The following is a 14,328-nucleotide window of genomic DNA, read 5'->3' as shown; positions in this document are numbered from 1 at the left end:
TGTGGTCCCCCCTTACATCCTTAACAGAGGTATGAACGACCGGATGGGTTGCCTGGGACGGGCGGACGTGGCGAGGGCCACGCCGGTCAGCCCGTTTCGGGCTTCGGACCCTTGAGGACCTTGCTGACCCATTCCAGTGAGCCTTCCTTCATGCCGCGCACGTAGTGCCAGCCGTTGTGCTCGCCGTTCTGGATGTCCCGGATGGTCACCTTGACCGGGCCCTTGCCGTACTTCTGCCGGAACTGCGCCATGCGGTCCTTGCCGGTCTCCCGGGTGCCGACCTGGAAGTTGATGTAGACCTCGGGACCGCCGGTGTCGATCAGCTTCTGGGCGAGCTTCTCGGGGTTGTTCGCGTCCATCTCCGCCTGGCGGCCCTTCCAGAACGGGGAGTCGGGGAGGATCTCGCCGCCGCTGGCGATCACGGCCTTGAACCGGTCCGGGTGCTGGAGCACCTGCTTCATGCCGACGAAGGCGCCGGAGGAGGAGCCCATGAAGGCCCAGCCGTCGCGGGACTTGTACGTACGGAAGTTGGCGCGGGTGAAGTCCGGGACGTCCTCGGCGATCCAGGTGCCCATCTTGGGCTTCCCGGGGATGTCGGAGCCGTCGTAGTAGTACTTCGCGTCCGGGTTGAGCACCGGCATGATCACGATGAACGGCAGGCTGGTGCCGGCCTTGACGCCCTCGCTGATGGCCTTCTGGAGGCCGAGGCTGCGGTCGGCCCAGTAGTTGTCCGGGAAGCCGTTGCCGCCGGGGAGGGCGATGAGCACCGGGAAGCCGCTCTTGGCGTACTTCGGGTCGCCGTACTCCTTCGGCGTCCACACCCAGACATCGCCCTCGAAGCCGGACTTGGCGCCCTTGAGGCGGGTCTTGGCGATGACCGTGCCGTCGTCGAGCTTGGCGGTCTGCTTGAACGCGGAGACCGGGCCGGTCGGCTGCTGTACGTCCGGGTCGCCGGTCGGGGCGGGCGGGCTCGCGGGGGTCTGCCCAGGGTTCCCCCGCTCCGGACCCGCGCCGGCGGGGGGCGAGGGCTGGCCGAAGCTCACCGAGGAACCGTTGCCGGAGAACCAGTCCAGCTTCCAGGCGGCGAAGCCACCACCGCCGAGGAGGAGCGCGAGGGCCAGGCCCGCGCCGGTCCACAGGACGCGGCGGGAGCGGGGGCGGGCGCGGCGCGAGCGGCGCGGGGGCTCGTCCGGAGCGGGGCCGCCGGGGGGCCCGGGTATGTGCGGGGGGACGTACGCCTCGTTGCCGTACCCCTGGTGGGACTCGGGTCGGTACGGCGGGTGTGGCTGGTGCGGCGGGTGCGGCGGGTACGGCGGGTGCGCTCGGTCAGGCTGGTCATCGGGCCGCGGGCGCTGCGGGTCCTGGTGCACGAACTTCGCTCCGAACGGTCATGACTGCCCCCCGGTGGGACAGAAGGGACTGGGCTCCCCTAGTCCTGATGTGTGAATCCCCCGGAAAGTTCCAAATCAGCGCAAAATCATGATCCGAATTCCGCTGCCCGGTTCCGTCAGCCCCGCAGGTAGGCCAGGACGGCGAGGACCCGGCGGTGGGACTCCTGTGCCGGGGGCAGGTCGAGCTTCATCAGGATGTTCCCGATGTGCTTGCCGACCGCCGCTTCCGAGACGGTGAGGCGGCGGGAGACCTCGGCGTTGGAGTGTCCCTCCGCGACCAGGGCGAGCACCTCCCGCTCGCGGGCCGTCAGCCGCTCCAGGGGGTCGCGCCGGCGGCTGATGAGCCGGCGCACCACCTCGGGATCGACCACGGTGCCGCCCGCCGCCACCCGCGCGACGGCGTCGAGGAACTCCTCCACTTGCCCGACGCGGTCCTTGAGCAGGTACCCGACGGCCGTCCCGTCGCCGGAGTCGAGCAACTCGGCGGCGTACGAGCGCTGCACGTACTGGGAGAGGACCAGGACGGGCAGGTCCGGCCGGGTCTCGCGCATCCGCACGGCCGCCCTCAGCCCTTCGTCGGTGTGGTCCGGGGGCATCCGCACGTCGGTGACGACGATGTCCGGCCGGTGCTCGGCGACGGCCGCTTCGAGCGCGGAGGCGTCGCCGACGGCCGCCACCGTGCGGTGGCCGAACCGGGCGAGCAGCCCGACGAGGCCCTCGCGGAGCAGCACGGAGTCCTCGGCGAGGACCACGCGCAGGGGCTGCCGTGCGGCTGCCGCCGCGGGGGCGGACGGGGCGGACGCGGCGGACGGGGTCACCGGGCCTTCGGTGCCTTCGGTGCCTTCGGCGCCTTCGGGGTCTTCGGAACGCAAGGGATCTCCACACGCAGCAGGGTCGGACCTCCGGGAGGACTGGTCAGGGTCAGTCTGCCGTCCACGACGGACACCCGGTCGGCCAGTCCCGTCAGTCCGCTCCCCCGCCCCGGGTCCGCGCCGCCGCGGCCGTCGTCGGTGACCTCCACGGTGAGGCGGGTTCCGTCGTGCCGCCCCGCGACGGTGATCCGGCGGGCCCCGCTGTGCTTGGCCGCGTTGGCCAGGGCCTCGCTGACGAAGAAGTACCCGGCGGACTCGGCCTGTTCAGGCAGCCTGCCCGGGAGGTCGAAGTCGGTGTCGACCGGGATCGGCGAGCGGTCCGCGACGTCGGCGACCGCGTCGGGCAGGCCCCGGTCGCTGAGCACCTGCGGGTGGATGCCGTGGACGAGCTCGCGCAGCGAGGTCAGCGCCAGCCCGGCCTCGGCGTGCGCGGCGGCCAGTTGTGCGGCGAGCGGGCTGCCGGGCGGGGCGTCGAGCCGGGCCAGGCCCAGCGTCATGGACAGCGCGACGAGCCGCTGCTGCGCGCCGTCGTGCAAGTCCCTTTCGATGCGGCGCCGTTCGGCGTCGAAGGCCGCCGCCAGCCGGGCCCGGGAGCTGGTCAGCTCGGTGACCTTGACGGCCAGGTCGCCCGGGCCGGGGCCGAGCATCAGCCGGGCCAGGGCCGCGCGGGCGGCTGCCGCCGCGCCGAGCCCGTAGAGGAAGAGCGGGAGGAGGAGCAGGCCGGCGGCGGCGCAGAGCAGGGCCTCGGGGTAGCCGGTGATGCCGTGGATCTTGAGGGGGTTGGCCTGCTGCCCGTCGAGGGCGAGCAGCACCGGGGTCGCCAGGAGGTCGGCGGGCAGCAGGATCGCGGCACCGACGGCGAGCAGTTCCAACGGCCACAGCAGGGTGGCGGCGAGCACCACGTAGCCCAGCTCCCGCCAGGTCGCCTGCTCGCGGAAGCGGGTGCCGGCCCACGCCGCGGGCCCCGTACGGTCCGGATCGCGGTGCGGGTCGGGCAGCGGCGCGGAGGCCGGGTCCCACAGCCGCAGCCGGCGGCGCTCGAGGGCCGCGAACGGTACGCCGGCCAGCGCGAGCGCGGCCAGCAGCGGAAGCCCGACGAGGACGATGGCGAGCAGCGCCCCGGACACGGCGAGCAAGGTCAGCACGGTGAACGCGAGGGCGCCGGTGATGCCGCCGGTGAGCAGGTAGGCGGCGGCGCGCCAAGGCCGGGCGGTGCGCAGGTATCGGCCCGGGACGGGGAGGGAGAGCGGCATGCGTCCACCGTAGGCGGCGCGGTGGGGCGGCGCGGTAGGGCTGGCCGTACCCCCGGGACTCGTCCCTGCCCCGCTGACCGGGGGCCGCGCGGCCGGTTGGCTGGGAACCATGCTGAAGATCGCGTTGAGGTCGCTGCGGCGGCGCTGGATGACACAGGTGGGGACGTTCGTGGCGGTGGCCCTGGGGGTCGCGCTGATGACCGTCATGGGGCTGGGGCTGGCCGCTTCGGCGGCGCTGCCGGACGGTGCGGAGGTGGTGGCGCTCAACTCGATGCTGGGCACCGCGGGCGGGGTGAGCTCGTTCGTGGCGGCCTTCGTGGTGGCGTCGACCTTCTCGTACGCGGTGGCCGCGCGGCGGCGCGAGCTGGGGCTGCTGCGGCTGGCCGGGTCGACGCCGGGGCAGCTGCGGCGCCTGGTGATGACGGAGGCGGCGGCCGTCGGGCTGGTCGGTTCGGCGGCCGGGATCGCCCTGGGCGCGGCGGGCGCGCCGCTGATGGCCCGTTGGACGGTGGCGCAGGGGCTGGCGCCCGCCGGGTACGCGATCGGGGATCAGAGCTGGCCGCTGCACACGGCGTTCTGGACGGGTCTGCTGGTCGCGCTGTCGGGTGCGTACGCCGCTTCCCGGCGGGCCGGCCGGGTCGGTCCGCTGGAGGCGCTGCGCGAGGACGTGACCGACGAGCGGCCCATGACCCCGGGGCGCTGGGTGGCCGGGGGCGGGCTGCTGCTGTGCGCGGTCGCCTTCGTGGGGTGGCGGCTCGGGTCGGACCCGGGCTCGCTGCTCAAGCGCAAGACGTACACCGTGCAGCCGATGCTGCTGATCTCCGCGTGCGGGCTGCTGGCGCCCGTGCTCGTACGGCCCGTCGTACGGCTGCTGATGTGGCTCCCGGCCCGGCTGACCTCCTACGCGGGCCGGCTGGTGCGGGCGAACGCCGCCGCCGGGATCCGCCGCACGGCCGCGGTGGCGGCGCCGGTGCTGGTGATGGTCGCGCTGACCGGATCGCTGCTGGGCGCGGCGTGGACCCTGAAGGGGGCGAAGGCGGTGGAGGCCCGGGCCCGGACCGGGGCGGACTACGTACTGACGGGCGGTCGGCTGCCGGACCCGTCGGCGGGACGGGTGATGGACGGTGTCCCGGGGGCGAGCGTCCTCGCGGTGGCCGACACCCGGCTGACGGTGCTGGAGGAGGGGTTCGTGAAGGTGCCGACGGAGGCCTTCGCGGTGGACCCGGCGGCGCTGGCGGAGGTCTCGCGGCTGCCGGTGGTGGCGGGGGCCGTCGCGGACCTGGACGACGGCGGCATCATCGTCACCGAGGAGTGGTGGCAGCACCGGCTCGGCGACTCGGTACCGCTGTGGCGTGCGGACGGCACCGCCGCCCGGCTGCGGATCGTGGCCGTGATGCGGACGGGGACCGGCGACAACGGGGCGTACGTCACCCCGCGCAACGCGCCCGGCGCGAAGGTCTCGCGCCTCGAGGTCAGGGCCCCCGCGGCGGCGTACGGCGCGGTCCGCGAGGCGGCGGCCCGGTACGGGGCCACGGCCCGCACCACGCAGGAGTGGGTGGCGGCCACGCACCCGCGCACGAACCGCTTCACGGTGCTCGGCTACGTGCTGGTGCTCGGCATCGCCCTGGCCTACACGGCGATCGCGCTGGCCAACACCCTGCTGATGGCCACCTCCGACCGGGCCGGCGACCTGCGCCTGCTGCGGCTGGCCGGAGCCACCCGCGGCCAGGTCCTCGCCGTGACGGCGGCCGAATCCCTGCTGGCGGTCACGGTCGGCGCCCTGCTCGGGACGGCGGTCACCGCGGTCAACCTGGCGGGCGTGCGCGCCGCCCTCGCGGTCCTCGGGGTGGACGCGCCGGTGGTGGTCCCCTGGCTCGCGATGGGCGCGGTCACCGGTGTCTGCGCCGCGCTCGGGGCCCTGTGCACCCTGCTCCCGACGGCCCGCGCCCTGCGCCGCCGGACAGGGCGGCGCAGGGCGCGGTCGGGTGAAGTGCCCGGTGGTGTAGCCGGTGGTGCAGCCGGGTTGGCCTCGGCCTGAGGTCCGCCGGCCGAGCCCGGGTCCACCGGTCGAGCCCCGGGTCCTCCGGTCGAGCCCCGGGTCAGTCCAGGGTCGGGGCCTGGCGCAGGATCTCGACCTCCAGGCGCTGGAGCGCGGGGCTCGACGAGATGCCCAGGTCCTCGGCCATGCGCCGCTGGTGCATGCGCAGCACCGAGAGCGCGTCGGCCTGCCGTCCGGCCCGGTACAGGGCCAGGCTGAAGAGTTCGCAGCCGTATTCGCGGAGCGGGTGGGCCTGGGTGAAGCCCGCAAGTTCCGAGACGGCCACTTCGTGGGCGCCGACCGCGATCAGTGCCGCGCAGCGGCCTTCGACCACCGAGAGGCGCAGTTCTTCGAGGCGCACCACCTCGGGCGAGACGTGCGTGGCATCGGAGACTTCCGCGTACGCCTCCCCGCGCCACAGGGCGAGCCCGGCCTCGAACTCGTCGAGGGCCCGCTGCGGGTCACACCGGTCAAGGGCCTGCCAGCCGGCGGTCGCGCAGGTGCCGAACCGGTGGGCGTCGACGTCGACGGCACCGCTGTCGAGTAAGTAGCCGCGGCCCCGGGTGCGCAGGACCTTCGCGGGCTTGCGCGGCGCCCGGTCCGGCTCCAGCACGCGCCTCAGGTTGGCGATGTAGGCGTGCAGCGAGGAGATCGCCGACTGGGGCGGCTGGCCGTCCCACAGCGCTTCGACGAGCACGTCGACCGATACGGGCTGGCCCACCTGGCTGACCAGCAGGGTGAGCGCGGCCCGCTGCTTGGTGGCCCCGAGATCCACGTAGCGTCCGCCGATGGTCGCCTCGATCGGACCCAGTACCCGGAACTCGACCTTGGCCGGCGCGGCGTCCCGGGCCTCCTCCGGGTCCTCCTGTGCCCACCGGACCCCGCCGTGCGGCCGCGGGGCGGGGGGCTGGGGCGCGACGGCGTGCGCACCAGCCCGTTCGCGGGCCATGTCGAAGACGGCGGCGGGAGGCGGGGACTGGAGATCGAGCTCCAGCGCCATCGTGAAGTACATCTTCAGCGTCTCGTTCGCGTGCCGGAGTTCCCTCACTTCCCGTTCCAGCTCGGCGACGCTCCGTGTTCCCCTGGTGCTGCCTCCCAAACGCTGTCCGACGACAATGTCCGTACTTCGCCTACCGCCTCCCCTGAGGTCCGCGGTCAACTCGCCAAAATCAATTTGTTCGTTCACTGCCTCTGTACTCATCAAGCTCCCCCGAAAGATGCGTACGTCCCGGCCTCGGCCGGATGACGAGTGTCGTCACCTCTGCACCAGGAAGGATCCAGCATGCCGATCAAGAATTACAACCCCCGTTTAAAATCTGGTGAGTTGAACTTTGGCCAGCCGGAAGGCATATGCCCGAGGAGGTAGATCCGGGCAACGTTCGGAATCCCCCGCTCCTCCGTGCGGTGACGTTCTGCTCGTCACTGATCATGCTCGGAGCGCCGGGGTGGGGATCATTCCGCTTCCCCTCCGACCGGCGCTCCGCATTTGGGCCTTCGACTACCGCGCGAAGATCAACGTGGTCGGCGAAGGCGTGCTCTGGAAGGTGATTTCAGCGAAGCCCGCCTTGGTGAGCCAGGCGTGGTAATCGGCCCTGCTCCAGGTACCCCCGTGCCTGCTCTTGAGCAGCATTTCCGAGGCGAAGGTCAGCGCGAAGGCGGGGCCGCTGCGGTCGTCCTCGACGATGTAGTCGGAGACGACGAGCGTACCGCCGGGCTTCAGGGCGCCCCGGGCCCTGGCGAAGATCGCGATGTTCTCCTCCGGACCCTCCTGGTGGGCGATGTTGGAGTACATCACGACGTCGTGCGCGGAGTCTCCGAAACCGGTCGTGTGGAAGTCCCCGTCGATGTAGCTGACGCGGTCGCCCACGCCCCGCTCGGTGAGCAGCCGGCGGGCGATCGAGTTGATCGGCTCCCAGTCGAGCTGGGTGGAGCGCGCGTCGGGGTTCAGTTCCAGCCAGATGCCCGAACAGACGCCCGAGCCGCCGCCGATGTCGAGGATCGAGATCTCCCCGGCCTCCGACAGGCGCAGCGCCTCGGCGGCGATCTTCGCGACCGGAACCGACTGCGCGGCGATGGCCTGCACCAACTGCTCCCAGTGCGGGTTGTCGGCCACCTCCACCACGGCGTCGGAGAGCGGGCCGCCCGCGCGGACGACCTCGGGCAGCACCGAGAGGCTGCCCATGTGGCCCATCTTGAGCTTGGCGAACCCGCTGAGCGATTCGGCGCGGCCCTCCACCAGGAAGGCGGAGGCCTCGGCGGTGTTGCGGTAGCCGCCCTCCGCCGTCTCCACCAGGCCCATGCTGACCAGGCCGTCGAGGAGGGCCTGCGCGCCCCGCTCGGATATCCCGGCGCGGTCGGCCAGGTGGGCGGCGGAGGTGGCGCCCTCCTCCAGGTGCGTGAAGAGGGAGCAGCTCGCCGCCGTGCCCAGGATGCCGGTCGCCCAGTACCCGGTGATGAGCCGCATGATCCGATCCGACGTCGGCTGGCCGTTGCTCATGCCGTTCCCACCATGCTTCCCGAAAGCTGACGCGGTACCGACCGGGCGGCCGGGTTCGCTTCGACGTGCTGCGGGGCGGCCGGAACCCAGCTCCCCAGGACCATTTCCGCGGTGATTCCCGGACCGAATCCGGCGATCACACCGGTGGACCCGGCCGACAGGCGCTCGGCTTCTTCGAACTGCCGGCGAAGGGCGTCGAACACGACCGCGCTGGCGATGTTCCCGTATTCGGTCAGCGTGGACCAGCTGTGCCGGAAGACCGTCCGGTCGACGTTCAGGAACTTGGCGAGGTCGTCCAGAATGCGGGGGCCCCCGGCGTGGATGATGTAGAAATCCAGATCGCCGATGTCCCAGCCGTGGAGCGCGGCCAGGTCGCTCAGCACCGGAGCGATCGGTTCCATCGTTCCGGGAACTCGGCGGTCGAGCTGGAAGTGGAATCCGGTGTCGCGGACGGAGTACGAGATCCAGTCCTCGGTGTTCGGAATGAGGTAGGAGGCGTTGCGCTCCAGCAGGACCCCGGAGCCGCCGCTGCCCCGCACCACCGCGGCCGCGACCGCGTCACCGAACAGCCCGTCGGACAGCAGCGAGCCGACGTCGTCGGCGGTGGGCTGGTAGCACAGCGAGCACAGCTCACAGGAGACGATCAGGACGTTGCTCTCGGGGTGAGCCACGCAGAAGTCGTGGGCGCGGTTGATCGCCGCACCACCCGCGGCGCATCCGAGCTGCGCGATGGGGAGCTGACGGGTGTCGTAGCGGAACCCCATCTCGTTGATCAGCCACGCGGTGAGCGAGGGCATCATGAACCCGGTGCACGACACGTAGATGATCGCGTCGATGTCCGTCGCCACCAGGCCCGCGTTCTCCAGGGCCTTTTCTATGACTTCCGGGCACCGCTTCTTCGATTCCAGCTCGTAGATGCGATTGCGTTCCTGGAAACCGGGGTGGCTCAGCGTCTTTTCGATCGGCTGGACCAGGTGCCGCTTCCGCACCCCCGTGTTCTCTATCAGTCGAAGGGCCAGCGGAAGCTGCGGCTTGCCCGCGTGCGCTTCCCTGGCGAATGCCAGAGTGTCTTCCATCGTGATGATGTGTTCCGGCACGCTCACCGAAGGCTTACATAGAATTGGCATACCTGGCATCTATCTCTCTGATGTAGAGAATGTTCTGCTGCCCTCACAGCGTGTACGTTCCCCAACATCGCGTATGGCGCTTGCTGCTGGCTTGGCGGCGACTTGCCTTCCCCGCATCCATTCGCCCGCACCTTTCACCGAGGACTTTCGCCGGGCCTTTCACCGGGGCCCGGCGGATTGGGGCGGGGCGGCCCGCGGGCACACTGGCCGAAACTCGTCTGCGCCGGGACCCCGGACGCGGGGAAGCCCCGGCCGGGGGCGGCGACCCCGAAGGTCGTCCGCCCCGGCCGGGGCTTCCCCGCCGCGCCGGTGGAACCGGTCGCCGCCCTGCCTGCCTGCCGCCGCCCTAACGCGCCTGCGCGTGCGCGTGCCCCTGCGCCTGCGCCTGCGGGGCTCCGCCCGCGCCGGCCAACTCCTGATCCACCAGGGACGGTGCGGCGCCGGTGTAGCCCTCCGGATCCAGCAGCCGGACGATCTGGGCGTCCGTGAGGTGCCGCTTCACCTTGGGCATCGCGCCCAAGACCTCGGCCAGCGAGCCGCCGGTGCGGTCCGCCTCGGCGGAGGCCCGGGTCAGCAGCTCCTTCGCCTCGGCCTTGCCCAGGCGCGGCGCCAGGACGGCGGACATCCTCTCCGACACCACTTGACTTCCCGTCAACTTCAGGTTCTCCCGCATCCGTTCGGGCCGTACGACCAGCCCCTCGGCCAGTTCGACGGCGGTGTGCGCGGCTCCGCCGGCCAGCCGCAGGCATTCGCGCAGCAGCTGCCACTCGGCGTGCCACACCCCGGCCGAGCGCTCGTCCTCGCACACCAGGCACTGCGTCACCCCGGCCGCCAGCAGGGGCACTTGGAGCGCGGCACTGCGGATCAGGGTGGCCAGGACGGGGTTGCGCTTGTGCGGCATCGCCGAGGACGCGCCTCGCCCCTCCACCGCCGGCTCGGAGACCTCTCCCACCTCGGTCCGGGTCAGCGACTGCACGTCCACGGCGATCTTGCCCAGGGCGCCCGTGACGAACGCCAGGGCCGCCGCGAGATCGGCCATCGGGGTGCGCAGCGCGTGCCACGGCAGCGGCGGGCGGGCCAGCCCGGTCTCGGCGGCGTAGGCGTCCAGCAGCCGGTCCGCGTAGTCGCCGTGGTCGCCGCGGTCGCCGTGGTCGCCGCGGTCGCCGCGGTCGCCGTGGTCGCCGTAGCTGCCGCCTTCTCCGGGCGGGGCGAACTCCAGGTATCCGGCGAGGGTCCCGGCTGCTCCGCCGAGCGATACGGGCAGACCTCCCTCGAGGACGGCGGCCACCCGGTCGCGGGCGTCCAGCAGGAGCCTGCGCCAGCCGGCCGCCTTCAGTCCGAAGGTGGTGGGCACCGCGTGCAGGCCCAGCGTGCGGCCCGCCATGGCGGTGTCCCGGTGCCGGGCGGCGAGGACCGCCAGGGCTTCGGCGGCCCGCTCCAGGTCCGCGCGGATCAGCCGCAGCGTGCGGTCGGCGACGAGCATGGCGCCGGTATCGAAGACGTCCTGGCTGGTGGAGCCGTGGTGGACGAACTCGGCGGCTTCCGGGGACTCCGCGGCGACCAGCCGGGTGAGTTCCCGGACCAGTCCGACCACGGGGTTCGCGGTCTCCCGCGCGACCAGCGCGAGTGCGCGCACGTCGAGGCGTTCGGCGCGCGCCGCGCGGCTGATGGCGGCGGCCGCCGCGGCGGGCACGCTGCCGACCTTGGCCTGGGCGCGGGCGAGGGCCGCCTCCGCGTCGAGCATGGCCTGCAGCCAGGCCAGGTCGGAGGTGACGGCCTCGGCGGGCGTGCCGGCCCGGACCGGGGACAGCAGCCCGGAGTCGGGGCCGCATCCGGCCGGTTCCGCGTCCGGCGCGCTCGCCCGGTTCTCTGCGCTCATGCGGTCACCTCGAGGGGATCGGCGGGCGAGCGCCGGTGCCTTCCGGGCGGACGCTCCGTCCCGGGGGCGGAGGGCAGCGCGAGGACGGCGCAGGCGATGGCGTCCGCGTCGCCGAGGGTCATGGAGTTGACGCCCGGGCGGCTTCCGGCGGCGGTCACCCAGTGCACCGCCTCCGTGGGCACGCCGTAGGCGAACCGGCGCGGGTGGGCCCGGCCCGCGGCGTCGAGAAGCCGGTAGGGCCGCTCGGTCACGGCCAGCCCCTTCGTCTCGTACGCGATGCCGCAGGCGCCCTCGATGCGGTGTCGGGCGGCCTGGCCGCTCTCCAGCAGGTCCCGCAGCAGCGGCTCCGCCGTGCGCGGCAGGTCCGGCTCCGGCAGCCGGGCCTCGACGAGGGCGGTGGCGGCGACCGGCGGGCCCGGAACCACGTCGGAGGTGACCGTGAACACCGCGGGACCGGCCTCGCGGCCGTCCGCGGAGGGGGCGCGCACCCGCACGCCGGGGCCCATCACCTCCACGACTCCGGCCTCGATCAGCGCGATCAGTTCCTCGATGCGCGAGGCGGGCGGCCCGATGGACAGGAACGCGTTGAGCGGGGTGTACCAGCTCTGGAGGTCGTCCCGGTAGGAGGCGCCCTCGAGTTTTCCGTGGTCGACCGCCAGGCGTATCTCGTTGCGCAGATCGCGCAGGACGTCCAGGGCCGCCTTCAGCGGGCCGCGGACATTGCCGGCCCTGGCCTGGCGGACGTCCTCGGCCAGGTGGCCGAGGAGCCAGGCCCGGTGCTCGGCGCGGTCGCCGAGGAAGCGGCCCCGGTAGGGCCGGGCCAGCGTCTCCCAGTCCCAGCGGTCCCCGGGGGCGATGCCGGCGGAGTCCAGCAGCAGGTCCTGCGACTCGGGGTCCGGTGCGGCGAGGTAGTGCTCGACGAAGGACTCGCGCTGGCGCTCCTGGCCCCGGGCGGTCAGCAGGGCCCCGTAATAGACGCCCTCCACTTCCTTGGCGATCAGCGGCCACAGGTCGGTGAGGAAGTGCAGCCGCTCGCCGTCCGCCGCCCGCCGGTGCATCCGGTCGATGGCCCGGGGGGTGAGCAGCCGCGGCTCGTGGCGTTCGTACGGGCCCTTCTGGTTCTCGCCGCGCGCGTGGTACGGCACCCCGCGCCGCGAGCCGGCGACGATCTTCGGCTCCCGGCCCGAGGGCAGGTAGCGCAGCGCGTCCCCCTCGCGGGCGAAGGTGCCGCCGCGGCCCTCGGTGAGCAGGGCGAGCACGTCGAAGCAGTTCAGCCCGAGGCCGCGGACGAAGACCGTCTCCCCCGGCGCCACCGCGGAGAAGTCCACGTCCGCGGGGTTCGAGGGGGCGATGTACGTCAGCCCGTGCGCGGCGGCGGCCTCCGCGAGCTGGCTCTCGCCCCGGGTGGGCCGGGCCGGTACGTGGCCCAGGGACAGGACCACGGCGTCGAGGCCGGTGAGGCGCGTGCCGTCGGCCAGTTCCAGGGTCTGCGGACCGCCGTACGCGGCCGCGTCCGTCAGGGTCACGGCCCGGGTGCGGTGCTCGACGACGGTGACGTGCGCGGGCGCGGCGGCGGTCACCGCGCGGAAGGCGTCCTCCAGGTAGGCCCCGTAGAACGCGCGGGTGGGGTAGTCGTCCGGGCCCAGCCGGCGCGCCTCGGCCAGCGCCTCTGCGGGGAACCGGTCCCGTACCCCGGGCTCCTCGGCGGTGCGGGCCAGCCCGGCCGCCCATTCGTACAGGCTGGGGCCCTCCTCGACGGGGCCGTCCATCAGCACGCTGTGGTCGGTGTAGACGGTGACCTGCGAGGCCACGGTGTTCATCAGCAGCTGGCGCGGCTGCCCGGTGCGCCACACCCGTCCGGGGCCCGGTGCGTGCGGCTCCACGACGTGCACGGTCACCGCGCGGTGGGACGGGGATTTGCGCTCGTTGGCACAGAGCCGCTCCAGGACCGCGAAACCGCGGGGCCCCGCGCCGACAAGGGAGACGGTAAGCACCAACACTCCTCACACACAGGTTCCGGCTCGGGGGACGGCGCGGCAGCAGCCGAGTCCTGCTGCCGCACCGGGGGTTCGGCGACCGCGCCGGGGGTTCGGCGACCGGGCCGGGGGTTCAGCGGCCGCGCCGGGGGTTCAGCGGCCGCGCGCGTGGGTGCGCAGTTCGGTCCGCAGGACGCTGACGACCCGCTCGACCTGCGCCTCGGTCAGTTCGGCGTGCATCGGGATGGCCAGGTTGCGCGCGAAGAGGTCGGCCGAGACCGGGCACTTGCGCTTGGACTGGTACACCGGCTGCACGTGGGTCGCCCAGGTGCCGTGTCCGCAGCCGATGTCCTGGGCGCGCAGCGCGGCGGCGAGGCCGGCGCGGTCCACCCGCGGGTCCAGGGTCACCATGTAGGACTGCCAGGCGTGGGTACGGTCCTCCGGCACGTGCGGGAGCCTCAGGAGCTCTTCCTCCGCCAGGAGTTCGCCGTACAGGGCGGCGATCTCGCTGCGGCGGACCAGCAGTTCGTCGATGCGGCCCATCTGCACGCGCAGGATCGCGGCGGCGATGTCCGACATCTTGTAGTTGTAGCCGATGTCGGTGAACTCGGGGATCGGCAGCCCGACGATCTGCGACTGGTCGAAGATGCTGCCGATGCCGAAGGAGGAGCGCAGCCGCGCGTCCTGTCCGATCACGGGATCGGCGGAGAGCAGCGCGCCGCCCTCGCCGCTGCTGGCGCCCTTGCGTCCGTGGAAGGACAGGCAGGCCACCGGTGCCAGCGTGCCGGCCTCGCGTCCCTGGTAGGTGGCGCCGACCGAGCAGGCGGCGTCCTCGACCACGAAGAGTCCGTGGCGGTCCGCGATCGCGTTCAGCTCGGTGTAATCGGCGGGGAGGCCGACCGTGTCCACCGCGATGATGCCGACGGTCCGCGGCCCGATCAGGCTCTCCACCGCCCGCGGGTCAACGGTGCCGGTGTCGGCGCGCACGTCGGCGAAGACGGGGACGGCGTCGACGTAGCGCACCGCGTGGGCGGGGGCCGGGAAGGTGTAGTCGGCGACGATCACCTCGTCGCCCGGCTCGACGCCGAGGGCGAGCATCGCCAGGTGGAGCGCGGCGCCGCAGTTGCTGAGCGAGACGGCGTCACCGACGCCGTAGCGCTCGACGAGCTGGGCCTCCAGCGCCTTGCCCTGGGGGCCCTGGCCGGCCGGCCAGCCCGAGGAGAACACCTCGGCCACGGCGGCCAGTTCCTTTTCTCCCAGACTCGCGTGAACGAGGGGAATCCTGTCCATGATGG

Annotated in this window: 10 protein-coding genes; 1 reads left to right on the top strand and 9 read right to left on the bottom strand. The window is 73.0% G+C overall.

Annotated features, from left to right (window positions below; translation table 11 throughout):
• Nucleotides 1–86: 86 nt before the first annotated feature.
• The 3 genes from ACIQV3_RS12630 to ACIQV3_RS12620 all read right to left on the bottom strand — a co-directional run bounded on the left by ACIQV3_RS12630 (nt 87) and on the right by ACIQV3_RS12620 (nt 3,516).
• The gene (locus tag ACIQV3_RS12630) at nt 87–1,370 is read right to left on the bottom strand and encodes an alpha/beta hydrolase (RefSeq protein WP_403712408.1); all 1,284 of its coding nucleotides are present in this window, start codon (nt 1,368–1,370) and stop codon (nt 87–89) included.
• 137 nt (nt 1,371–1,507) lie between these two features.
• Complete coding sequence (locus ACIQV3_RS12625) at nt 1,508–2,149, bottom strand: response regulator (protein WP_403712601.1); 642 nt, start codon at nt 2,147–2,149, stop codon at nt 1,508–1,510.
• Nucleotides 2,150–2,205: 56 nt separating this feature from the next.
• A complete protein-coding gene (locus tag ACIQV3_RS12620) occupies nt 2,206–3,516 on the bottom strand; it encodes a sensor histidine kinase (protein WP_403712407.1) in 1,311 nt (436 codons plus the stop codon).
• A gap of 109 nt (nt 3,517–3,625) precedes the next feature.
• Here ACIQV3_RS12620 and ACIQV3_RS12615 point away from each other — a divergent pair, with 109 nt between their 5' ends.
• A complete protein-coding gene (locus ACIQV3_RS12615; RefSeq protein ID WP_403712406.1) occupies nt 3,626–5,554 on the top strand; it encodes an FtsX-like permease family protein in 1,929 nt (642 codons plus the stop codon).
• 61 nt (nt 5,555–5,615) lie between these two features.
• On the opposite strand, the gene ACIQV3_RS12610 is transcribed toward ACIQV3_RS12615, so the two are convergent.
• From ACIQV3_RS12610 to ACIQV3_RS12585, 6 genes are all read right to left on the bottom strand, one after another.
• Entirely contained in the window at nt 5,616–6,602 is a 987-nt protein-coding gene (locus ACIQV3_RS12610; RefSeq protein WP_403712405.1) for a BTAD domain-containing putative transcriptional regulator, read from the bottom strand.
• A gap of 450 nt (nt 6,603–7,052) precedes the next feature.
• On the bottom strand, nt 7,053–8,051 hold the full coding sequence (locus tag ACIQV3_RS12605) for a methyltransferase dimerization domain-containing protein (RefSeq protein ID WP_403712404.1): 999 nt from the start codon (nt 8,049–8,051) through the stop codon (nt 7,053–7,055).
• Nucleotides 8,048–9,178, bottom strand: coding sequence for a type III polyketide synthase (locus tag ACIQV3_RS12600; RefSeq protein ID WP_403712600.1), 1,131 nt, complete (start codon nt 9,176–9,178; stop codon nt 8,048–8,050). Before ACIQV3_RS12600 ends, ACIQV3_RS12605 begins: the two co-directional genes overlap by 4 nt.
• A gap of 346 nt (nt 9,179–9,524) precedes the next feature.
• Nucleotides 9,525–11,057, bottom strand: a complete 1,533-nt coding sequence (locus ACIQV3_RS12595; protein ID WP_403712403.1) for an adenylosuccinate lyase family protein — start codon at nt 11,055–11,057, stop codon at nt 9,525–9,527.
• Entirely contained in the window at nt 11,054–13,054 is a 2,001-nt protein-coding gene (locus tag ACIQV3_RS12590) for an FAD/NAD(P)-binding protein (protein ID WP_403712402.1), read from the bottom strand. The genes ACIQV3_RS12595 and ACIQV3_RS12590 overlap by 4 nt, the downstream gene beginning before the upstream one ends.
• Before the next feature lie 132 nt (nt 13,055–13,186).
• Nucleotides 13,187–14,323: a DegT/DnrJ/EryC1/StrS family aminotransferase gene (locus tag ACIQV3_RS12585; RefSeq protein ID WP_403712401.1), complete on the bottom strand. Its 1,137-nt coding sequence runs from the start codon at nt 14,321–14,323 to the stop codon at nt 13,187–13,189.
• Nucleotides 14,324–14,328 lie beyond the last annotated feature (5 nt).

The sequence above is a fragment of the Streptomyces sp. NPDC099050 genome (assembly GCF_044759865.1).
GTDB lineage: Bacteria > Actinomycetota > Actinomycetes > Streptomycetales > Streptomycetaceae > Streptomyces.
This window is presented reverse-complemented; position numbering and strand designations above follow the sequence as displayed.